The organism is Maritimimonas sp. 2405UD52-3 (assembly GCF_056591715.1).
Window position 1 is genome coordinate 483,743 of record NZ_JBWQOL010000002.1, and the last position, 21,886, is coordinate 505,628.

A 21,886-nucleotide genomic window follows, 5' to 3' on the forward strand; every position below is an offset into this window, starting at 1 on the left:
TCATATAATCGCTTTTCTTCTTAGCTCCTAATTTATGAATTGTTCAATTTCATAAAATTTCTTGAAATAATTTGTAAATTATACGAACGTTCGTATATTTGAATCATGAAGAAAAAAATTTCTAATGAAAAAATGCTAGAAATAGCGTTTAAAACCGTCTTAATAAATGGCTATTCAAATACAAATGTTCGTAGTCTCATGGAAGCCGCCGGTTTAGGAAAAGGATCATTTCCAAATTATTTTAGCTCAAAAGAAGATATGGTAATGACCGTTTTAGACGCATTCATTACAAAACAAAAAGATTGGCAAAATGAAGCTTTAAGCGATAAAGATTTATCTCCTCTAAACAGAATCAAAAAATATTTTGCTGCGCTCATCACTTTTTTTAAGGAGACCACAAACTGTAGAGGTGGGTGTCTTGCAGGAAATCTAAGCCTAGAGTTGGCTGACTCAAATGAAAAGTTTAGAGATAAGCTTAATTCATTTTTCACAGATTTGAATTTTGCATTCTCTAAATGTATTGCCGAAGGTCAGGAAATTGGTGAAATATCTAATGTTATGCATGCAGAAGATTTCGCTGAACTTGTTATGATAACCTGGGAGGGAACTCTTTTAAGAATGAAAACCATGCAATCAGATTATGCTTTAGACATGTACATTAACAACTTCTTTGATTTGATTAAAAACCCTAATTATAAACATTAAAATTTTAAACTTATGAAAAACGCTATTAATTGGTTTAGTATTCCTGTAGAGAACTATCAACGTGCAAAAAAATTCTATGAAACTATTCTAGAAATTAATTTACTTGATGTCCCTATGGGAAATGAAAAAATGGCATTCTTTCCTACAGAAAGTGATGGCGTGGGTGGTTCACTAAATGAAAAATCTGAAAATTTTGTTCCATTAACAAATGATCATATTTCTGTGTATCTTAATGCTAACAACTTAGATTTTTCGCTAGATTCAGTGGAAAGCGCAGGAGGTAAAATACTAGTTAACAAGACGCAAATTTCTCCTGAGTTTGGGGCTTTTGGGGTAATTATTGATACTGAAGGCAATAAAGTAGGGCTCCATTCAAACTAGTATCAATGAAAAGGAAAATTATAATTACATTGATTGCCCTTTTTTCAATTATCACTATTTATATGTTCTCAAGTAAAAAATTCTACACAGTTCAAGTTGTTGATTCGATAGATGCTCCCATTGAAAAAGTTTGGCATGTTTTAGCTGAAGAATATGGTAGTATTCATAAATATTCAGAATTTGTTGCCGATGTTGAAATTTTAGGAGATAAACCTGTAGGATTGGGCTGCGTGAGAAAATGTACATTAGAAGATGGTGGGTTTATAAAAGAAGAAATTCAAATATGGGAGGAAAATGAAAAGCTTGAAATAGTAATTCAAGATTCTAGCATGCCAATGGTACCTGGCACTAGCGTATCATTTCATTTAAACGAAAAAGATGGCAAGGTACAGATTACCGCTATTGGAAAATATAGGTTAAAGTATATAGGGCCCTTATCTCCTATTATTGCGAAGTCTAAGTATACAGATCTTATAGCGTACCTCGTTGATATCGTAAAAAACAATGTCTAATTAATCGTAAAAAATGCCTTTTAAATTTATTTAAGGGGCTTTTTTATTTCTTAGCTAGCTATTCTTTTTAATATCTTTAGTCTCTCCAAATCTAGCCAAATAATCTATGGATAATTACGGATTCCTATCTATTTTACCACCAGTTGTTGCAATTATTTTAGCATTAAGAACCAAACAAGTTTATATATCGCTGTTATTTGGAATTTGGTTTGCCTGGATTATTTTAAGTGATTGGAATTTCTTTGCAGGTACTTTAGCCTCCATTGAAGCCATAATTAATGTTTTTAAATCAGCAGGAAATACCCGAACCATTATTTTTAGTGCCTTGGTAGGAGCTTTGCTCCTATTAATTCAATATTCCAGAGGTGTAGAAGGCTTTATTCTCAAACTTAATAAGATTATTCAATATTTTGAGAAAAAAGAGGCAGGTTATAGTAGAGTGATCATTCAATTATTGGCATTACTTACTGGAGTTTTATTATTTGTAGAAACTACCATCAGTTCCTTAACGGTAGGCACTCTTTTCAGACCTGTATTTGATAAACTCAAAATACCACGTGAAAAATTAGCCTATATAGCAGATTCTAGCTCATCACCTACATCTATTTTAATTCCTTTTAATGCTTGGGGCGCTTTTATTATGGGATTGCTATTAACACAAGGATTAGAAAATCCGTTTGGATTATTACTATCATCCATAAAATATAACTTCTACCCTATTCTTGCGCTAATAATTCTTTTCCTAACGATTGTGTTTAAAAAAGATATTGGTTTCATGGCAAAAGCTGAAAGGCGCACAAGAGAAACTGGAAAATTAATGAATGATGGATCAAAACCTATGCTTTCAGATACAGTGACCTCCCTTGACCCTAAAGAAGGTATTCCGGCTAAAGCCAGAAATATGATTATACCATTAGCAACCATGGTATTTTTAATGCCTGTTTACCTAGCCTATACGGGTTGGAACGAAATAGAAAATTACACTTCTTTTTCTGATCATTTATTTCAATCAATAAGTGCAGGATCAGGATCATCAGCAGTTTTATACGCAGTGATTACGGCCATCTTGGTTTCTTTTGTTTTCTATAAAATCCAAGGGATTATTAGAACCAAAGAGATGGTTGACATTACCTTGAAAGGCATTAGTGAATTAATGCCACTGGCTTTATTAATGTTATTCGCATTTGCTATTGGCGATGCTTGTAAAGCCCTGGGAACTGGAGAGTTTGTAGCCAATTGGTCAAAAGATTGGCTCTCGCCTACTTTTTTACCAGCAGTCGTTTTTGCTATCAGTTCATTCATTGCATTTTCTACAGGGACTTCCTGGGGTACCTTTGCAATCATGCTGGCTATTTCAATTCCTATGGCAGAAATCCATAGCGCTCCCGTTACACTAGTAATAGCAGCCACACTGGGAGGTGGTATTTTTGGCGACCACTGCTCCCCTATCTCAGATACATCCATTATTTCTTCTATGGCATCTGCTAGTGATCACATAGATCATGTAAAAACGCAGTTGCCTTATGCATTAATTGGGGGCGGAATTGCTCTGATTTTATATCTTATTCTTGGTTTTACCCTGATTTAAAAACATACTTTTGCAATATGAAGCACAAAGCAGGTTTTGTAAATATTATTGGTAATCCAAATGTGGGAAAGTCTACCTTAATGAATGCCTTTGTTGGTGAACGATTATCTATTATCACATCAAAAGCACAAACTACACGTCATCGTATCTTGGGTATTGTAAATGGTGATGATTTTCAAATAGTGCTTTCAGATACACCGGGTATTATTAAGCCAGCATATGAATTGCAATCATCAATGATGGACTTCGTAAAGTCGGCTTTTCAGGATGCCGATGTTTTGGTTTACATGGTTGAAATAGGTGAAAAAGATTTAAAAGATGAAGAATTTTTCAAAAAAATAACCAACACAAAAATCCCTGTGATTTTGTTATTAAATAAAATTGATAAATCATCACAAGAGCAACTAGATAACCAAGTGGATTATTGGAAGGAAAAAGTACCCAATGCAGAAGTATATCCTATTTCAGCATTAGAAAATTTTAATGTGCAGAATGTTTTTAATAAAATTGTGGAATTACTGCCAGAGTCGCCTCCTTTTTATCCGAAAGATCAATTAACAGATAAACCTGAACGCTTTTTTGTAAATGAGGCCATTCGCGAAAAAATCTTGCTGCACTACAAAAAAGAAATTCCATACTCAGTTGAAATTGAAACCGAAGAGTTCGTTGAGGAAAAAAATATCATTAAGATCCGTTCAGTGATTATGGTAGAACGTGATTCTCAAAAAGGTATTATTATCGGCCATAAAGGTTCTGCATTAAAACGCGTTGGCGCAGAAGCAAGAAAGGATTTAGAAATATTTTTTGATAAAAAAATCTTTCTTGAATTGTATGTGAAAGTGAATAAAGATTGGCGCTCAAATAAAAATCAATTGCGTAGATTTGGGTATCAAGAATAATCAAATTCTACCTAGAATTGTAATGTCTACGCGTGTTATAACCTTACTTTTTGCATTTCTGTTTTTTAATTGTCTTCTGGCACAAGATTCAACGCTTGTAAAAAAAGTAGATTCTATTAAAGGAGCCATAAACTCTCTAGATGACAAGGTGTCTAAAACTCCATTCTTTGTAAGCCCGAATTATCAAAATAAAAAGGAGCGCTATGAAGTTGACCAAGTACCTCATCCAAAAAAGAATGGTGCCAATGGTTATATTTCAGATCCTAACGACTACCTATCAATAATTGATGAGCATGAAATAAATACAATGATTTGGCAAATAGAGCAAAAAACTACAGCTCAAATTGCTATTGTAATGCTTCCGAGCATAGGCAATGAAGTTCCTAAAAGTTTCGCCGTAGATCTTTTTGAAGAATGGGGCATCGGCCAGGCAGACACCGATAATGGCTTATTGATTTTAACAATCATGGATCAACGTCGTACTGAATTTGAAGTGGGCTACGGACTTGAACCCATACTAACAGATGTGGTATGTTATAAAATTGGTACTGATGAAATTGTACCTCATTTTAAACAGACGCAATTTGGACAAGGAATTCTTGCCGCTTTGCAACGTATTCAACAATTTCTTGAAGACCCAGAGGCTATCAATGAGATTTATTCATCAAGTGTAAGTCACACAAATGAGTTTAAAATAAATCCGATATTCTTAATTATTCTGCTCACTTATTTGCTAATCACGGCTATTTTATCCATTTGGAAATATGGTGTTGCCTATGACATTGAGCGCTCAAAAGATGATTATTATGATAAATATCAACGCCTTAAAAAGCAGAAAGTTGGATGTTTGGCTTTTCTATTTCCGCCACCGCTTTGGTTTTTCAGCAAAATGGTACAGAAACGATTAAAACGATACCGCTATGCTAAACGTTATAGCAAGGTAAATGGAAAATTACTCTTCTTAAAAGATGAATGGGCAGAAAACGAATTTTTGGAGCAGGCTCAAATATTAGAAGAAAAATTAAAATCTGTTCGTTATGATGTTTGGGTAACTGCAGATGAAAGTGATATTTTGATTTTAGAATATGAAGGTTCTAGTAGAAAGTACTCAGATTGTAAGGAATGTGGTTATAAAACCTTTGGTAGAGAAAAAACATTGGTACTTATAACAGCCACATATAACAGAAGTGGCAAAAAAAGAGTGCATTACAATTGTAGAAACTGCCATTATAAAGAGCAAATAGAAAGTATTATTCCACAATTGGTAAAAAGTAGCTCGTCATCCTCTAGCTCTTCTTTTGGAGGTTCAAGCTCTGGTGGGGGATCTTCAAGTTTTGGTGGGGGCAGTTCAGGTGGTGGTGGAGCTGGTGTTAGTTGGTAATGTTTAATTCCTTAAATTTGAAATTAACTCTAACCTTCTTTTCATGAAATCTCTTTTTGATCAGGATGCTTTCTCGGAAATTGAGCGACGAATAGATAAACTCACACCAGACACCAAACCGTTATGGGGCAAAATGAATGCTGGGCAAATGCTTTGGCATACTCAAGGTCCATTAAATATTATGCTCGGCAAAAATGATTATGGTTTAAAACCAAATTGGTTTTTAAAAATTTTCTTCAAGAAATCTTTTTATAACGATAAGCCTTGGAAGAAAAACTTACCTACAGTTCCTGTACTAAGAGCTAAAGAGTCAAAAGATTTTGACAAGGAAAAAGGTCAACTAAGAGAGTTGTTGAATGAATTTGGATCTCAACGAGAAAAAAATGATTGGGGGCCTCATCCAGCATTTGGCCATTTTACTAAAGAACAATGGGGTAAAATGCAATACAAACATTTAGATCATCACTTACGTCAGTTTGGCGTCTAAACCATTTTAATTTGAAAAACAAACAAGTAGTACTTAAAGAACGTCCGGTTGGTTTACCTACAGAGGATACCTGGCAATTAACTGAAATCGAAACTCCAAAACCTGGCGAAGGTGAATTTTTGGTGCAATGCGAATATATTTCATTAGACCCCGCTATGCGTGGATGGTTGGATGACAGACCTTCTTATATTCCACCTGTTCAGATTGATGAAGTCATGCGTGCAGGAGGAGTGGGCAAAGTCATTGAATCAAATCATCCTGACTTCAACGTTGGCGATTGCGTATATGGTCAAACAGGTGTACAACAGTATATAGTTTCTAACGGAAAAGGATATCATAAGGTTGATCCCAATTTAGCGCCTCTACCCATGTATACCGGTACTTTAGGAATGACGGGCATGACAGCCTACTTTGGCATTTTAGAAGTAGGTGAACTTAAAGAAGGCGACAATGTTTTTGTTTCAGGAGCCGCTGGTGCAGTAGGTAGTGTGGTAGGACAAATTGCAAAGATCAAAAATTGCAATGTCGTTGGTATTGCCGGTGGACCTGAAAAATGTAAATACTTGGTTGAAGAACTTGGTTTTGATGCCGCCATTGATTATAAAAATGATGATATTTCCGCCAAGTTAAAGGAATACTTTCCTAAAGGAATTGATGTCTACTTTGATAATGTTGGTGGTGACATTTTGGAATTAGCCTTAAGTAAATTAGCTATGCATGCACGCATTGTAATTTGTGGTGCCATTTCTCAATACAACAACACCAAACCTGTAAAAGGTCCTTCTAATTATCTTTCATTATTAGTTAACCGGGCTTCTATGAAGGGGATGGTTGTATTTGATTATGCCAAAGATTATGAAAAAGCTGCAATGCAAATGGGACGATGGTTACTGCAAGGAAAACTTAAATCTAAAGAGGATGTGTATGAAGGTATTGAAAACTTTTACGACACATTCTTACGGTTGTTCTCAGGTGAGAAATTAGGAAAGTTAGTATTGAAAGTGAGTGAGTAAACTTTCTCTGTCATTGTGAACGAGTTTACGATGTGAAGAATCTTTCAATAGTTAGATTCTTCGCTTTGCTCAGAATGATAAGTTAAATTAAGTTTTTGATTTCTTCAAAATCGAGTCCACCATAATTACCTGAACTCATCAACAGCAAAGCTGTATTTTCTAAATTTTGAGAAAACAGAAATTCTTTGAATTCAGTGGGCTCAGTATAAATTAGTAGATCATCTCGTTCAAAAGCCAGCGCTATTTGCTCAGAAGTAACTTTATCTAGTTTCTTGATTTCTACTGCATGCGGTGAATAAAAAACAACAGCTCTATCTGCTGAGTCTAAAGCACCTTTATATTCTTTTAAAAATTCAGCATTTAAACTACTATAGGTGTGTAATTCTAAACAAGCCAACACTGTTCTTTCTTTGTATTGTTCTTTTACAGCTTTGGTAGTGGCGGCAACTTTACTTGGTGAATGCGCAAAGTCTTTAAAGACAACCATTGAATTATTTTCTATAATCTTCTCTAAGCGTTTACTAGCTCCTTTAAAACTAGCAATGGCTTCGTAAAAATCGTCCTCATCAACGCCCATGTGCTGACAGATCCATTTAGCACCAGCCAAATTTTGCAAGTTGTGTTTTCCAAAAATTTCTAAAGGTAGCATTCCATCAGAAGTATCTAAATAAGTCGTTCCGTTTTCAATAGTATATTCAGGTGTTTGGTAGGGATATCTCTTTATATGATTTGTACTCTCTTCTACCACTCTTTTTACTTCGGTATCCTCGGTATTGTAAACCATCGCTCCACCATTGGTGATTGAATCTACAAAAATTTTGAACTGCTCCACATAATTCTCATAGGTAGGAAATACATTAATGTGATCCCAGGCAATACCACTCAGCAAGGCAATATTAGGCTTGTATAAATGAAATTTAGAGCGTCTGTCTATTGGTGAACTTAAATACTCATCACCTTCTAAAACAATAAACTCATTCTCTTTAGTCAAATGTACCATCGTATCAAAACCATCTAGTTGTGCACCTACCATATAGTCTACTTCCCTTTCATGGTAATGCAATACATGTAAAATCATAGAAGTAATAGATGTCTTTCCATGAGAACCACCAATGACAACTCGTGTTTTATCTTTAGATTGTTCATATAAAAATTCAGGATACGAATAGATTTTCAATCCTAATTCTTGTGCTTTTAACAATTCAGGGTTATCCATCTTAGCGTGCATCCCTAAAATTATAGCGTCTAAATTTTTGGTAATTTTTTCAGGAAACCAACCAAATATTTCCGGTAATAAACCCTTTGATGCTAATCTAGATTTTGAGGGATCATGAATGGTATCATCACTTCCTGTAATTTGGTATCCTTTTTGGTGTAAAGCTAAAGCGAGGTTGTGCATGGCAGCACCACCAATAGCAATAAAATGTATGTTCATTTGAATAACATTACGTCATAACGAGTAGAGAGCGGTTATCTCATAAAACAGATTGCTCCACTAAGTTCGCAATGACGATTAGATCAACCAAAAATACAAAATCAATGCACAAAAAATCGGTATCTTTAGATCAAACTCAACGAAAAAAGGCTTTTACTTCTAAATTTAGATCATTCCCTAACTTTTAATTGGAATGTTCCTTTTTTTAAAAGTAATTTGAGTTTAATAAATAGAAAGTTATGCAAAAATCAATCACTATAACACTCATGACCATCCTGTTCTCATTGTATACGAATGCTCAAACCGACAAATTTGATAATTATCAAAAGGAATGGAAAGTGGTGGAGCAATTTGAGATCAAAGGATTACCAAAATCTGCCTTAGAAGAAGTGGAGAAGATCTTTAAAAAAGCTAAGAAAAAAAAGAACCATCCCCAAATCATAAAGTCATTGATTTACAAGTCAAAATTTGCATTAGCTCTTGAAGAAAATGCACAGTTAAAAGTGATCAATAAACTAAAGGATGAAATCAATGAAAATTCATTTCCCACAAAAAATATTTTAGAAAGTATATTGGCCGATCTCTATTGGCAATATTTTCAACAAAACAGATGGAAATTCTATAATAGAACTAATACTGCCGAAAAAGTAGATTCTACCGATTTTAGAACTTGGGATCTACAAACCATCTTTGAAGAAGCACATACCCATTATCAAAAGTCATTAGATAATACCTTGGTGCTGCAAAAAACTTACCTAGGAACATATGGTGAACTTCTTAATGCCCAACAAGGATCTATAAAACTAAGGCCAACACTTTATGATTTTTTGGCACATAGAGCCATAGACTTTTATAAAACAGGAGAGCAAAATTTACAGCAACCTGAATACAAATTCGAAATAGAGAATAAGGGTTTACTGGCGGATAATACCGTCTTCATAAAACAAGAGTTAACCTCAAAAGACAGCCTATCACAGCAGTTAAATGCATTGAAAATCTATAAGAACTTGACATTGTTTCATTTAAAAGATGAATATCCTGATGCATTGGTTTACCTTATCCTACAGCGTTTGGAATTTGTAAAAACCAATGCCATTTTTAATGATAAAGAAGATATCTATTTAAACACTCTAAAAAAACTCTTTGAACATCATAAAGATCATGAAATTTCAACAGAAGTAGCCTATCGAATTGGACTTGCTTTACATGAAAAAGCAAATTCCTATATCCCTTTAGAAAAGGAAGAAAATCGTTGGAAAAATAAGGAAGCATTAGAGTTTTTAGAAACTGCTATTACCAAATTCCCAAAATCATCAGGTACAAGAAAATGTAAAAGCCTGCAACAGCAAATTCGTAATAAAAGTCTCAGTCTTACAAATGAGAAATTTGCAACTATTGATGTTCCCTCGCGATTATTGGTTAGCTATAAAAATATGGATGAGTTGTATTTTAAAGCGTATCAAATTAATGAAAAACAGAAAAAAGTATTTCATGAAATTTATAATGACTCTGCAAGAGTAGCCTTTATCAATGAATTGAAGATAGCGAAAACTTGGAGTGCTAAACTTAAAAACGAAAAGGATTATCAAACACACAAAACGGAAGTCGTTGTTCCAGCATTAAATCAAGGTCAATATATCATCGTTGGCTCTACCAATGACACTTTAAACAAAGATAAAACCTTCGGTTATAGTTTTGTACAAGTAACAAACATTGCATTGATAGACAATTCAAAGTATGGTAATTATTCCTATCAGGTTGTGGACCGCACTACTGGGAAACCTATTCAAAATACTACTGTTCATATTAAAAATTACAATGTAGGCAGGTATAACAAATCTTATGAAAATACATTAATCACTAACAGTAATGGGTTTGTTTCCTTTAAAGTAGATCAGCGATATAGCAATGTAGTGGTAACAGTCACTAAAGATAAGGATAAAGCCATTTTTGGTGACTATTATTTAAGTAAAGGATATAAACCAAAATACGATAATAAGACCTACGGCAACATATTTCTATTTACAGACAGAAGTATTTACAGACCCGGTCAGACGGTTCACTTTAAAGGAATTGCCGTTGCTATGAAGGCTAATAAATCTGAAATTATTGCAGATAAAAAAGTGACTATTACACTTAAGGATGTCAACTACCAAGAAATAAAGACATTGGAGTTAGCAACCAATGAATTTGGTTCGTTTAGTGGTGAGTTTATATTACCAAATACGGGTTTAACAGGAAACTTTTATATGGAAGCTCAAGGAGCTAGTGGTTTATTTAACCGGTTCATGAACGGCAGTACTTATTTTTCTGTTGAGGAATATAAACGCCCTAAGTTTGAAACTGAATTTAAACCTGTAACTGAGACCTACCGCATCAATGATAGTATTACAGTCAATGGATTTGCAAAAGCTTTTGCTGGAAGTAATATTACAGACGCTAAAGTAGTTTACAGAGTATATAGAACGGCGCAATACCCAAAATGGTATTGGTATTACAGGCCTCAAATTTCTTCGGAAAGTCAGGAAATTATGCATGGAGAGAGCGTCACTGACGCATTAGGTAATTTCAGTATTATGTTTAAAGCTATTCCTGATTTAAAGGTAAACTCTTCAACCCAACCTACTTTTAATTATAGAGTTACTGCTGATATAACAGATGTAAATGGCGAAACACGTAGTGCTGAAACCACGGTAAACGTGGGTTATCATGCCTTAGATATTTCAATGACTATTCCTGATAAATTGGATAAAGCTAAGAATCATAAATTATTCCTTTCTACCAATAATTTAAATGGTGAGTTTGTACCTGCCAAGGGAGCCTTAAAAATTTACAAGCTCAAAGCCCCAGAGAACGTGCTGCGAAAAAGACCTTGGATTGCACCTGATTACCAAACTATTCCTAAGGAGGAGTTTAAAAAGTTATTCCCTCATGATGCTTATACTGATGAAGATAATATACAGAAATGGGAAAAAGGAGAATTAGTCTTTGAAACGAAAATAGATACTGAAAAATCAAAAGAAGTTGATTTAAAGTATATTTCAAAATGGCTTTCTGGTAAATATATTGCTGAATTTGTTTGTAAAGACAAATTCAATCAGGAAGTGCGTGATGAAGTCCTGTTTGATGTTTATGGAACGAATGACAAAAAAGTAGCTGACAACCAACTATTTTTCATAAAAACCAATAAAAATGAATACAAACCTGGTGATTATGTTCGAGTTACACTGGGGTCAGCTTCAAAAGACGTGTATATTACTTTACAAGTAGATAAAAATTACACAACAGTAGATACAGAGGTTATCCATTTATCTAATGAAGTAAAAACTATTACAATTCCAGTTAAGGAAAAAGACCGGGGTGGATTTGCAATTCAATATCAACTGGTGAGTTACAATTCATTTGAAAACGGAATGTTGCCTATATCTGTTCCCTATCCTAAACATGAGCTGGAAATCGAAACCGCAACATTTAGAGATAAGCTGCAACCGGGTCAAGAAGAAACATGGAGTTTTAAGATTAAAGGTAGTAAAAATGATAAAGTAGCTGCTGAGATCTTAGCATCTATGTATGATGCGTCATTAGATCAGTTTAGAACACATCAATGGGGTATCAATGCCGTAAATTATAGATACTATTATCCTTACAATGCAAGCAATGCTAACTATAGTTTTGGCACTACTAATTTTAACGTGTTTAATCTAAATAATGCGTATTACGGCTTTAGTCAACAAGTTTATGACCAATTAAATTGGTTTGGATTTTCATTTGGTAATAACCATTGGGCTAATAGAAACTATATTCAAAATTTAAAACAAGATCGCGATAAATGGGATAAGATAATTACCGGAAATGTTACAGATGAAAGTGGGCCTTTACCAGGTGTTAATATCATTATTAAAGGTACAACCTACGGTACTGTTACTGATTTTGATGGCAACTACAACATTAAAGTAAAAAATAATGATGTGCTTATTTTCAGTTTTGTTGGAATGAATACTCAGGAAATAAAAGTTGATCGCAAAAAAAGTATAAACGTTAGGCTAGAAACAGATCATGAATCTTTACAAGAAGTAGTTGTAACCGCTTATGGAAATGCCAAACGAAGAAAACTAGAAAGAAGTGCTGCTCCTATGCAAAGCTTAGAAGGAAAAGTGGCAGGAGTGCAAGCTGAGGCGGATATGGCTGAGATGGTTGAGGAGGAAGCGGCAGGTGCGCCGTTTTCCATATCTCAAAATGGGCCTAGAAAAGAAATTGAAAAGGTAGACTTAAAACGCATTGTAGCTCGTAAAAACCTGCAAGAAACTGCCTTTTTCTATCCCCATTTAATGACAGATACCAAGGGAAATGTGAGTTTTAATTTTACCATTCCTGAGAGTTTAACACGATGGAAGTTACAATTATTAGCGCATACTAAAGATTTACAAACGGCTACACAGCAATTCACAACAGTTACACAAAAAGATTTGATGGTGTTACCAAATCCACCAAGATTCTTTAGAGAGGGTGATCAAATTGTTTTCGTATCCAAAATTGCAAACCTATCTGATAAAAAATTAGAAGGTATTAGTGAATTGCAATTGTATGATGCGTTAACTAATAAACCTATTGATAGTAAATTAGGCAATAGTGAGAATCAGAGATCATTTACTGTTAATGCCAAAGGAAATACCAGCGTAAGCTGGAACTTGCAAATACCAGATGATGTCCAAGCAATAAAATATAAGATCGTTGCCAAAGCAGGAGATTTTACAGATGGTGAAGAAAATGCCTTACCTGTGCTTTCTAATAAAATGTTAGTGACTGAAACCTTACCTATGTGGTTACGTTCGGGTCAAATCAAAACATTCACTTTAGAGAAGTTAAAAAATAATACCTCTGCAACATTAAAAAATCATAATCTAACGTTGGAGGTTACTTCCAATCCGGCATGGTATGCAGTGCAAGCACTGCCTTATTTAATGGAGTATCCTTATGAATGTGCAGAACAAACGTTCTCAAGATATTATGCCAATGTATTGGGTAATCATATTGCGAATTCAAATCCTAGAATTCAAGAAGTCTTTAACCAGTGGAAATCGAGTGATGCGTTGCTTTCTAACTTGGAGAAAAATCAAGAATTAAAATCATTGATCATTCAAGAAACACCTTGGGTGCGTGATGCACAATCTGAAACTGAGCAGAAAAAACGAATTGCTTTGTTATTTGACCTAAATAAAATGAATAATGAATTGTCTTCTGCATTGCGAAAGTTGAAGCAAATGCAAATGAGCAATGGTGGCTTCCCATGGTTTAAGGGTGCTCGTTATCCTAATAGATATATCACACAACACATCGCTTCAGGCTTTGGTCATCTTAAAAAATTGAATGTCACCCTGAGCGGAGTCGAAGGGTCTATGCTTACAAAAGCTGTAAAATTCTTGGATGACGAAATCTTGGAAGACTATCGTAAGCTTGAAGAGCAAGCCAGACGCATTCGCGAAAGTGCAAAAAACAAAAAAGTAGGCACCAAAAAAGAAGCTGAATTCTGGAAGCAAAATCACACAGGCAATTATCAGATTCAATATCTGTATATGCGTAGTTTTTATAAAGACATTGCCATAAATGACAAGGTGCAAAAAGCGGTAGATTATTATACCAAACAAACTTACAACTTCTGGTTAGACAGAAACCTATATACCAAAGGTATGATAGCACTAATTGCAAAGCGAAATGATAATGCTGTTGCTGAAAAAATATTGACTTCGTTAAAAGAAAATGCGGTAACCAGTGAAGAATTAGGTATGTATTGGAAAGAAAATACTGCTAGTTGGTATTGGTACCAAGCACCAATTGAAACGCAAGCTTTATTAATTGAAGCGTTTAGCGAAATATCTGATGATACCAAAACCATTGATGAATTAAAGGTTTGGTTGCTAAAAAATAAACAAACAAATAGATGGCAAACCACTAAGGCAACCACAGAAGCAGTGTATGCTTTGTTGCTGCAGGGAACCAGCTGGTTAGAAGTGACCGATTTTGTGGATGTGAAAATTGGTGCTCAAAAGATTGATCCGTTGGCTTTAGAGGATACAAAAGTAGAAGCTGGTACCGGTTATTTTAAAACTTCATGGAAAGGCAATGAAATTGAACCTGAAATGGCAGAAGTAAAACTAGCCAAAAAATCAGATGGTATTGCCTGGGGAGCATTGTATTGGCAATATTTTGAGGATTTAGATAAGATTACTTCAGCTGAAACTCCTTTAAAGTTAAAAAAGAAACTTTTCTTAAAAAAGAACACCGATAAAGGTGAAGAACTAACGAAAATAGATTCAAGTACTGATTTGAACTTAGGGGATCTGGTTCGTGTTCGTATAGAATTGCGCGTAGATAGAGCCATGGAATTTGTACATATGAAAGATATGCGCGCTGCCGGGTTTGAACCTGTAAATGTATTGTCGCAATACAAATGGCAAGATGGTTTAGGTTATTATGAAAGTACAAAGGACGCAGCTACCAATTTCTTCTTTGACTATTTACCTAAAGGTGTGTATGTTTTTGAGTATGACTTACGCGTCAATAACAAAGGTGATTTCTCCAATGGTATTACTACCATACAAAGTATGTATGCCCCAGAATTTAGCAGTCATAGTGAGGGATTAAGAGTTAAGATTGATTGATTGTTAGGTGTTAGGTGTTAGGTGTTAGGTGTTAGGTGTTAGGTGTTAGGTGTTAGGTGTTAGGTGTTAGGTGAAATTATATATTTTGCCATGACGAAGTAATTTGTTCAATTGGTACTAAAAATAAACAGATTGCTTCTCCACCTTTGGTGGATCGCAATGACGGTAAACATTATAATTAGAAAATGAATAAATCATTTGTATACTTTGTGACTAATAAAAATAATACTGTCATTTATATAGGAGTTACAAGTGATTTAGTAAAACGAGTATATCACATAAAACAAAACATATAAAAACAACGTCATTACGAGGAGTGAAAACGACGAAGTAATCTGTTTATCCATAGTGAGATTGCTTCACTATGTTCGCAATGACGAAAAAGAGAACTATGAAGAAAATATATTTAATCTTATTCTTGATCGCCAGTGTTAAAGGCTTTAGCCAAATAACTACTCAAACGCTAAGTTTACCGGATGCAGCTTTAGAGCTTACCAAGGATAAAGTAGTGTACGATGGTAGTTATTTTTCCATTGGTTACCCAAATGGAGATGTGCCAAGCGACAAAGGCGTATGCACAGATGTTATAATACGCGCCTATAGAAAACTAGGTGTTGATTTACAAAAGGAAGTACATGAAGATATGAAAACGAACTTTAGCGAGTATCCAAAAATCTGGGGATTAAAATCAACTGATAAAAATATAGACCATCGTCGTGTACCCAATTTAATGACCTATTTTAAACGAAAAGGAGCTTCAAAAACCATTACCCAAAATGCCACTGACTATAAACCAAGTGACATTGTCGCTTGGCGATTAGCAAACGGACTTACTCATATTGGTATTGTTGTGAATAAAAAATCTAGAGATGGTAAACGCCATTTAATAGTGCATAATATTGGTGCCGGGCAAGTAGTAGAAGATTGTTTATTTGACTTTAAAATTATAGGGCATTATCGATATCATCCATAATACTTGCCATTCCGCGCTTGTTGCGGAATCTGGAAATGCTCAAAATCTAGATTCCTGCCTGCGCAGGAATGACGCAATAATTTCTTGGCACCATTCTTGACTACTACTAAGTAATTAATAATTAAATTTTTAAAAATGAGTAAAGGAACAGTAAAATTCTTCAACGAGTCAAAAGGATTCGGATTTATAACAGAAGAAGGTTCAAACAAAGAACATTTTGTTCACGTGTCTGGTTTAATCGATGATATTCGTGAAGGTGATGATGTAGAATTCGAATTAACTGAAGGACGCAAAGGATTAAACGCAGTAAATGTAAAAGTTATTTAACACTATATTGAGTTCAATTTTTAAGAAAGCTTCTCTATTGAGGAGCTTTTTTGTTTTTATATCTCTGTCATTTTGAGCGCAGTCGAAAAATCTCTTATAAATAAGATTCTTCCCCAAAAAACTCGGGTCAGAACGACAAGTAAAATTCATTTTTTATTTTTGACAAAGTGAGGAACGAACCACGAGAAATTTTTCTAAAGATTCTTCACATTCGTTCAGAATGACACTTAAAATCCCTTTGTCATTCCATCCCGATAGCTATCGGGATTGATGCGGGAATCCATTTACACTTTAATGTGATCCTGAATCAAGTTCAAGATGATATAATCTACCTAATTCAGCTTATATAATACCTGTTGTGTTTCTAATGTGCTCAGCAATTCTTGAGATATCTTTACTTTAGAAGTACGACTAGGCATGGTTAATTTCATTTTTTCTTCAACGTCATAAACCACAAAATTCAACACATCCTTGCCTTTATGGTCTTCTACAATTCTTTCTATTCTACCTATCTTTTCATCATTCAATTCATCAATATTTAACTGTAGCGTCAGTTTTTTCGCCATCGTCTCTAAAATATCTTGTAACATCTGCACTTGATTGAATTGAATACGAATATCACCTTCACGCCATCCGGGTCTTACAGACATTTTGATATGTAAAAATGAATTAGGAATTAAAAAGTGTTTGAACTTTAAATAGTCTTCGCCAAACATTCTAAATTCATGAGCTTCGGTATAATCTTCAATAGTAAATGCCGACCAACCTTTTCCATTTTTAGAAATGCGATGCTGTACATCGGTTATGATACCTCCAATAGATAGGTCTTTACCTAGTAAGTCTTCTTCATTGGTAAAAGCACTGATGGGCGCATTACAGAAGTATTTTATTTCTGTTTTATAATCATCTAACGGATGACCAGAAATATACATACCAATCACCTCTTTTTCCTTGGCCAGTTTTTCCATGATACCCCAAGGTTCACAATCTGGAAGTGAAGGTTCTTCAAATTGCACTTCAGAAGCTTCACCAAACATAGAAATCTGTGCTGAATTCTTGTTCTCCTGGTATTTATTACCAAAACGGATGGCACGTTCTATAAATGTTTGTCCGCGTTCATCAATTTCAAAATACTGTGCTCTATTAGAATCAAAAGAATCGAAAGCTCCTGCAAGTATTAATCCGTCAAAAGCCTTTTTATTGGCTGATCTTAAATCTATACGCTTAGCAACATCAAAAATGGATTTATAATTTCCATTTTCTTTACGCTCTTTAACAATAGCCTGAACAGCACTTGCTCCTACTCCTTTTATAGCACCCATTCCAAAACGTATCGCACCTTGTTTATTTACTGCAAATTTGTAGAATGACTCATTAATATCTGGACTCAATACTTCAATACCAGCACGCTTACATTCATCCATAAAGAAAGATACCTGCTTGATATCATTCATATTATTAGACAGTACTGCAGCCATATATTCAGCAGGATAATGTGCTTTTAAGTAAGCCGTTTGATAAGCAATATATGCGTAACAGGTGGAGTGTGATTTGTTAAATGCATATGCAGCAAATGCTTCCCAGTCTTTCCAAATTTTTTCTAATATTTCTTCAGGGTGTCCATTACTTTTTCCTCCTTCAATAAACTTTGGTTTTAGCTGTTGCAGTAAAGCAAAGATTTTTTTACCCATGGCTTTACGAAGTACATCTGCTTCACCTTTGGTAAAACCGGCAAGCTTTTGAGACAGTAACATTACTTGCTCTTGATAGACCGTAACACCATAGGTTTCTTTGAGGTATTCTTCCATTTCCGGAAGGTCATACTCAATAGCTTCTATACCATGTTTACGCTGAATAAAAAGTGGAATATACTCCATGGGACCCGGACGATACAAAGCATTCATAGCAATGAGATCAGCAAACTCAGTTGGTTTGAGATGCTTCATATGCTTCTGCATACCTGGAGATTCATACTGGAATATACCAACTGTTTCACCTCGTTGGAATAATTCATACGTCTTAATATCATCTAATGGAAACGAATCGGGATCAAGCTCAACATCATGTAATGCTTTTACTATCTTACAGGTATCTTTTATTAAAGTCAAAGTTTTTAATCCCAGAAAGTCCATTTTTAGGAGACCGGCATCCTCAACTACATAGTTATCAAACTGAGTAACATACAGGTCGGAATCTTTGGCCGTTGCTACCGGAATCAAATTTGTAATATCTTCAGGAGTGATGATCACACCACATGCATGAATGCCTGTATTACGCAGTGATCCTTCCAGCTCAACCGCTTGTTGAATAGTCTGGGCTTCAATACCCTCTCCATCAGCCAAATTTCTTAATTCATTGACTCTTAAAATCTCATCTTTACGAAGCTCTTCAATCTTCTTGACACTTTTTTCGTCTTCACCAAAAATAGTCTTCAGCTTAGTATTGGGAATTAACTTGGCGATTCTATCTGCATCGGGCAAGGGTAAATCTAATACTCTAGCTGTATCGCGAATAGAAGACTTAGCTGCCATGGTACCATAGGTTACGATTTGTGCTACCTGATTAGCTCCATATTTATTAATTACATAGTCCATGACCCTACCTCTTCCTTCATCGTCAAAATCAATATCAATATCTGGTAGCGATACGCGATCTGGATTGAGAAAACGCTCAAAAAGTAAGTCATACTTAATAGGGTCTATATTGGTAATCCCTAAACAATAAGCTACCGCAGAACCTGCTGCAGATCCACGACCAGGTCCAACAGAAACATCCATTTTACGAGCCTCAGCTATAAAGTCTTGTACAATCAAAAAATAACCCGGGTACCCCGTATGCTCAATAACGCCTAATTCAAAATCAAGACGTTCTATGATCTCATCGTCTAGCTCTCCCCAACGCTTCTTAGCACCTTCATATGTTAAATATCTTAAGAATGCATTCTCCCCACGTTTACCGCCATCATTGGCATCTTCCTTATGAATAAACTCATTTGGAATTTCAAACTCAGGTAGTAATACATCACGCGCCAACTCATAGGGTTCTACCTTATCTATGATCTCTTGAATATTGATAATGGCTTCAGGAATGTTCTTGAACAACTCCTTCATTTCATCAGCACTCTTAAAGTAGTATTCTTCATTAGGCAAGCCGTAACGGAAACCTCTACCTCTACCTTTTGGTGTGGCCAACTTTTCTCCATCCTTAACACACAGTAAGATGTCATGCGCCTGGGCACTTTCTTTATCAACGTAATAGGTATTGTTAGCAGCAACCACTTTTACATCATGCTTTTTTGAAAACTCAAGCATTGTTCTATTGACATTTGCCTCATTAGCTTGCCCATGATCATTCAATTCCAAGTAAAAATCATCTCCAAAGGTTTCTTTCCACCAAAGAAGAGCATCTTCCGCTTGCTTTTCGCCTACATTTAATATTTTACTGGGAATCTCACCATACATATTTCCGCTTAAAGCGATAACATCTTCCTTGTATTGCTCAATAACCTTTTTATCGATTCGAGGTACATAGTAAAAACCATCTATATAAGCGATAGATGCCATTTTTGCTAGATTGTGATAACCCTTTTTGTTCTTAGCCAGTAAAACTATCTGATAACCATTATCTTTAACGGACTTATTCGTATGGTCTTCACAAACATTAAATTCACAACCAACAATCGGTTTTAGAGGATGCTCAGTATCTTTATTATGCTTTAAAATCTCCTTTACAAAATTGAAAGCTCCCATCATATTACCGGTATCCGTCAAAGCTACTGCAGGCATTTGATGTTTGATAGCCGCATTAACTAACTTAGATATACTAGCGGTTGACTGTAAAATGGAAAATTGAGAATGATTATGTAAATGTGCAAACGCAGCATCGGCTAGGTCTAAAGCTGCACCTGTTGAAATTGCATCAGAAACTACCTCTTCTTTCTTTTGGAACTTTGCACTTTCTTTCTTGAGATTACGATGTTTTAATCCTACTGATTGAATTGGTTCTGGGTGCTCTTCTTGAAAAGACTTAAAATAATCTTCCGTAACATCCAGCTCATCTTTTGTATAAATTTCTTGACGTATCAATTCAAAGAAACATCGTGTTGTAGCCTCAACATCTGCTGTAGCATTATGCGCTTCGGCAAAAGGAACTTTGAACAAATGTTCATGTAATTCTGTTAGTGTTGGTAATTTGAATTTACCCCCACGACCTCCTGGAATTTTACATAATTCAGCAGTGGTTTCTGTACATGTATCTAAAACTGGTAGGTCATTTAATTTAGTTGTGATTCCCATTCTATAGAATTCGCAACCCATTATATTCAAATCAAATTCTACATTTTGTCCAACTACATAGTCCGTCTTTGCTAGAGCTTCATTGAACAATTGCAATGCCGTTTCTAGAGTCTCACCTTGCTGCTCAGCCAGTTCGGTTGATATTCCGTGAATCTGTTCTGAATCATAAGGAATATTAAATCCATCTGGTTTAATTAAAAAATCTTGATGCTCTATTAATTCACCATATTTACCATGCAATTGCCAAGCTATTTGCACACATCTTGGCCAATTGTCTGTATCGGTAATTGGTGCATTCCAGCTTTTAGGTAAACCTGTGGTTTCGGTATCAAATATTAAATACATCTAAGAATTTTTAAGTAGAAAAATAAAGTTTAAAAGTACATAAAGAGGTACTTTAATACAGTATAAGAAAGCAGCTTTTTATTAACAGTATTTAATAAATAGAAATGATAATTATGACAACAATCTAAATCTTTAGAAAGGAGATTTACGGAATAGTAAAGTGATCAAAACGAACTTGTTAACTAAATCTTAATCAAACTATTGCTTGTAATTTCTGAAGGTTCTTCATTTTTAAAGAATAAGCGTGCAGATAATTCTCCTTTTAGATAAATAGTAGTATCTAAAACTTCAAGCCAACTTCCTTCTCGTAATCCCAACACCGGTGTGTCATTGAAAACATGAAATTCTTTAATTCTAGTTTCTCTTGTTTCCCCCATATGTTTCAAGCCTTCAATGGGATCTAAGTAATGTGCATTAATATTAAATGGAATAAACTCCAACGTATCAAAACTTGGAGGATACACAATAGGCATGTCATTTGTGTTCATCATAGTAACTCCAGCTATATTACTTCCAGCACTTGTTCCCAGATAAGGAACTCCTTTTTCAACAGCCTCTTTTAAATCTGGAAAAACATCTTGTTCATATATTTTTCTAACAAGCTCAAAGGTATTACCTCCTCCAATATAAATTGCCTCTGCTTCTTGTATGGCTTTTTTTTCATCCTGTAGTTCATGTATACCAATTACGTTCTTATTAATTTTCTCAAAAGCAGCCCTAGCAAATGAAGTATACTCATCATAAGTTTTACCGCCGGGTCTTGCATACGGAATAAACAAGATGGTCTTACTTTCAGTAAAGAAATCTTCTAAAACTGGAAATAGGTATTCTAAAAAGCCACTTCCGTAGATTGTGGATGTACTGGCTAAAATTAACCTTTTCAATA

General features: G+C 34.8%; 15 protein-coding genes. 12 read left to right on the forward strand and 3 right to left on the reverse strand.

Annotated features, from left to right (window positions below):
- Positions 1 to 105 precede the first annotated feature (105 nt).
- The 8 genes from AC1EU5_RS06480 to AC1EU5_RS06515 all read left to right on the forward strand — a co-directional run bounded on the left by AC1EU5_RS06480 (position 106) and on the right by AC1EU5_RS06515 (position 6,966).
- Positions 106 to 705: a TetR/AcrR family transcriptional regulator gene (locus AC1EU5_RS06480; RefSeq protein WP_480191555.1), complete on the forward strand. Its 600-nt coding sequence runs from the start codon at positions 106 to 108 to the stop codon at positions 703 to 705.
- Between the two features lie 12 nt (positions 706 to 717).
- The gene (locus tag AC1EU5_RS06485) at positions 718 to 1,086 is read left to right on the forward strand and encodes a VOC family protein (RefSeq protein ID WP_480191556.1); all 369 of its coding nucleotides are present in this window, start codon (positions 718 to 720) and stop codon (positions 1,084 to 1,086) included.
- 5 nt (positions 1,087 to 1,091) lie between these two features.
- Positions 1,092 to 1,598, forward strand: a complete 507-nt coding sequence (locus tag AC1EU5_RS06490; protein WP_480191557.1) for an SRPBCC family protein — start codon at positions 1,092 to 1,094, stop codon at positions 1,596 to 1,598.
- Positions 1,599 to 1,704: 106 nt separating this feature from the next.
- Positions 1,705 to 3,186, forward strand: coding sequence for a Na+/H+ antiporter NhaC family protein (locus AC1EU5_RS06495; RefSeq protein ID WP_480191558.1), 1,482 nt, complete (start codon positions 1,705 to 1,707; stop codon positions 3,184 to 3,186).
- 17 nt (positions 3,187 to 3,203) lie between these two features.
- Positions 3,204 to 4,085, forward strand: a complete 882-nt coding sequence (era, locus tag AC1EU5_RS06500) for a GTPase Era (RefSeq protein WP_480191559.1) — start codon at positions 3,204 to 3,206, stop codon at positions 4,083 to 4,085.
- A 22-nt stretch (positions 4,086 to 4,107) separates the two neighbouring features.
- Complete coding sequence (locus tag AC1EU5_RS06505; RefSeq protein WP_480191560.1) at positions 4,108 to 5,466, forward strand: TPM domain-containing protein; 1,359 nt, start codon at positions 4,108 to 4,110, stop codon at positions 5,464 to 5,466.
- 43 nt (positions 5,467 to 5,509) lie between these two features.
- Positions 5,510 to 5,953 (forward strand): DUF1569 domain-containing protein, encoded by a 444-nt coding sequence (locus tag AC1EU5_RS06510; RefSeq protein ID WP_480191561.1) that lies wholly within the window; start codon positions 5,510 to 5,512, stop codon positions 5,951 to 5,953.
- A gap of 11 nt (positions 5,954 to 5,964) precedes the next feature.
- Positions 5,965 to 6,966, forward strand: coding sequence for an NADP-dependent oxidoreductase (locus AC1EU5_RS06515; RefSeq protein ID WP_480191562.1), 1,002 nt, complete (start codon positions 5,965 to 5,967; stop codon positions 6,964 to 6,966).
- 82 nt (positions 6,967 to 7,048) lie between these two features.
- On the opposite strand, the gene AC1EU5_RS06520 is transcribed toward AC1EU5_RS06515, so the two are convergent.
- Positions 7,049 to 8,401 (reverse strand): UDP-N-acetylmuramate--L-alanine ligase, encoded by a 1,353-nt coding sequence (locus AC1EU5_RS06520; protein WP_480191563.1) that lies wholly within the window; start codon positions 8,399 to 8,401, stop codon positions 7,049 to 7,051.
- A 239-nt stretch (positions 8,402 to 8,640) separates the two neighbouring features.
- On the opposite strand from AC1EU5_RS06520, the gene AC1EU5_RS06525 reads away from it, so the two are divergent.
- The 4 genes from AC1EU5_RS06525 to AC1EU5_RS06540 all read left to right on the forward strand — a co-directional run bounded on the left by AC1EU5_RS06525 (position 8,641) and on the right by AC1EU5_RS06540 (position 16,360).
- Positions 8,641 to 15,060 (forward strand): alpha-2-macroglobulin family protein, encoded by a 6,420-nt coding sequence (locus AC1EU5_RS06525; protein WP_480191564.1) that lies wholly within the window; start codon positions 8,641 to 8,643, stop codon positions 15,058 to 15,060.
- 185 nt (positions 15,061 to 15,245) lie between these two features.
- On the forward strand, positions 15,246 to 15,356 hold the full coding sequence (locus AC1EU5_RS06530; protein ID WP_480191565.1) for a GIY-YIG nuclease family protein: 111 nt from the start codon (positions 15,246 to 15,248) through the stop codon (positions 15,354 to 15,356).
- A gap of 95 nt (positions 15,357 to 15,451) precedes the next feature.
- Positions 15,452 to 16,033 carry a DUF1287 domain-containing protein gene (locus AC1EU5_RS06535; protein WP_480191566.1) on the forward strand — a complete coding sequence of 194 codons (582 nt, stop codon included), beginning with the start codon at positions 15,452 to 15,454 and terminating at the stop codon, positions 16,031 to 16,033.
- 135 nt (positions 16,034 to 16,168) lie between these two features.
- The gene (locus AC1EU5_RS06540; protein ID WP_480191567.1) at positions 16,169 to 16,360 is read left to right on the forward strand and encodes a cold-shock protein; all 192 of its coding nucleotides are present in this window, start codon (positions 16,169 to 16,171) and stop codon (positions 16,358 to 16,360) included.
- 332 nt (positions 16,361 to 16,692) lie between these two features.
- Here AC1EU5_RS06540 and dnaE read toward each other — a convergent pair whose 3' ends face one another.
- Positions 16,693 to 21,000, reverse strand: a complete 4,308-nt coding sequence (gene dnaE, locus AC1EU5_RS06545; RefSeq protein ID WP_480191568.1) for a DNA polymerase III subunit alpha — start codon at positions 20,998 to 21,000, stop codon at positions 16,693 to 16,695.
- Positions 21,001 to 21,182: 182 nt separating this feature from the next.
- Entirely contained in the window at positions 21,183 to 21,884 is a 702-nt protein-coding gene (gene pepE, locus AC1EU5_RS06550; RefSeq protein ID WP_480191569.1) for a dipeptidase PepE, read from the reverse strand.
- Positions 21,885 to 21,886: the final 2 nt, after the last annotated feature.

Bases quoted from the DNA above. Each gene is read 5' to 3' on its own strand.
- era (WP_480191559.1), top strand. From the start codon at position 3,204: ATGAAGCACAAAGCAGGTTTTGTAAATATTATTGGTAATCCAAATGTG.
- AC1EU5_RS06535 (WP_480191566.1), top strand. From the start codon at position 15,452: ATGAAGAAAATATATTTAATCTTATTCTTGATCGCCAGTGTTAAAGGC.
- AC1EU5_RS06530 (WP_480191565.1), top strand. From the start codon at position 15,246: ATGAATAAATCATTTGTATACTTTGTGACTAATAAAAATAATACTGTC.
- AC1EU5_RS06525 (WP_480191564.1), top strand. From the start codon at position 8,641: ATGCAAAAATCAATCACTATAACACTCATGACCATCCTGTTCTCATTG.
- AC1EU5_RS06495 (WP_480191558.1), top strand. From the start codon at position 1,705: ATGGATAATTACGGATTCCTATCTATTTTACCACCAGTTGTTGCAATT.
- AC1EU5_RS06480 (WP_480191555.1), top strand. From the start codon at position 106: ATGAAGAAAAAAATTTCTAATGAAAAAATGCTAGAAATAGCGTTTAAA.
- AC1EU5_RS06510 (WP_480191561.1), top strand. From the start codon at position 5,510: ATGAAATCTCTTTTTGATCAGGATGCTTTCTCGGAAATTGAGCGACGA.
- AC1EU5_RS06520 (WP_480191563.1), bottom strand. From the start codon at position 8,401: ATGAACATACATTTTATTGCTATTGGTGGTGCTGCCATGCACAACCTC.
- AC1EU5_RS06485 (WP_480191556.1), top strand. From the start codon at position 718: ATGAAAAACGCTATTAATTGGTTTAGTATTCCTGTAGAGAACTATCAA.
- AC1EU5_RS06505 (WP_480191560.1), top strand. From the start codon at position 4,108: ATGTCTACGCGTGTTATAACCTTACTTTTTGCATTTCTGTTTTTTAAT.
- AC1EU5_RS06490 (WP_480191557.1), top strand. From the start codon at position 1,092: ATGAAAAGGAAAATTATAATTACATTGATTGCCCTTTTTTCAATTATC.
- dnaE (WP_480191568.1), bottom strand. From the start codon at position 21,000: ATGTATTTAATATTTGATACCGAAACCACAGGTTTACCTAAAAGCTGG.
- AC1EU5_RS06540 (WP_480191567.1), top strand. From the start codon at position 16,169: ATGAGTAAAGGAACAGTAAAATTCTTCAACGAGTCAAAAGGATTCGGA.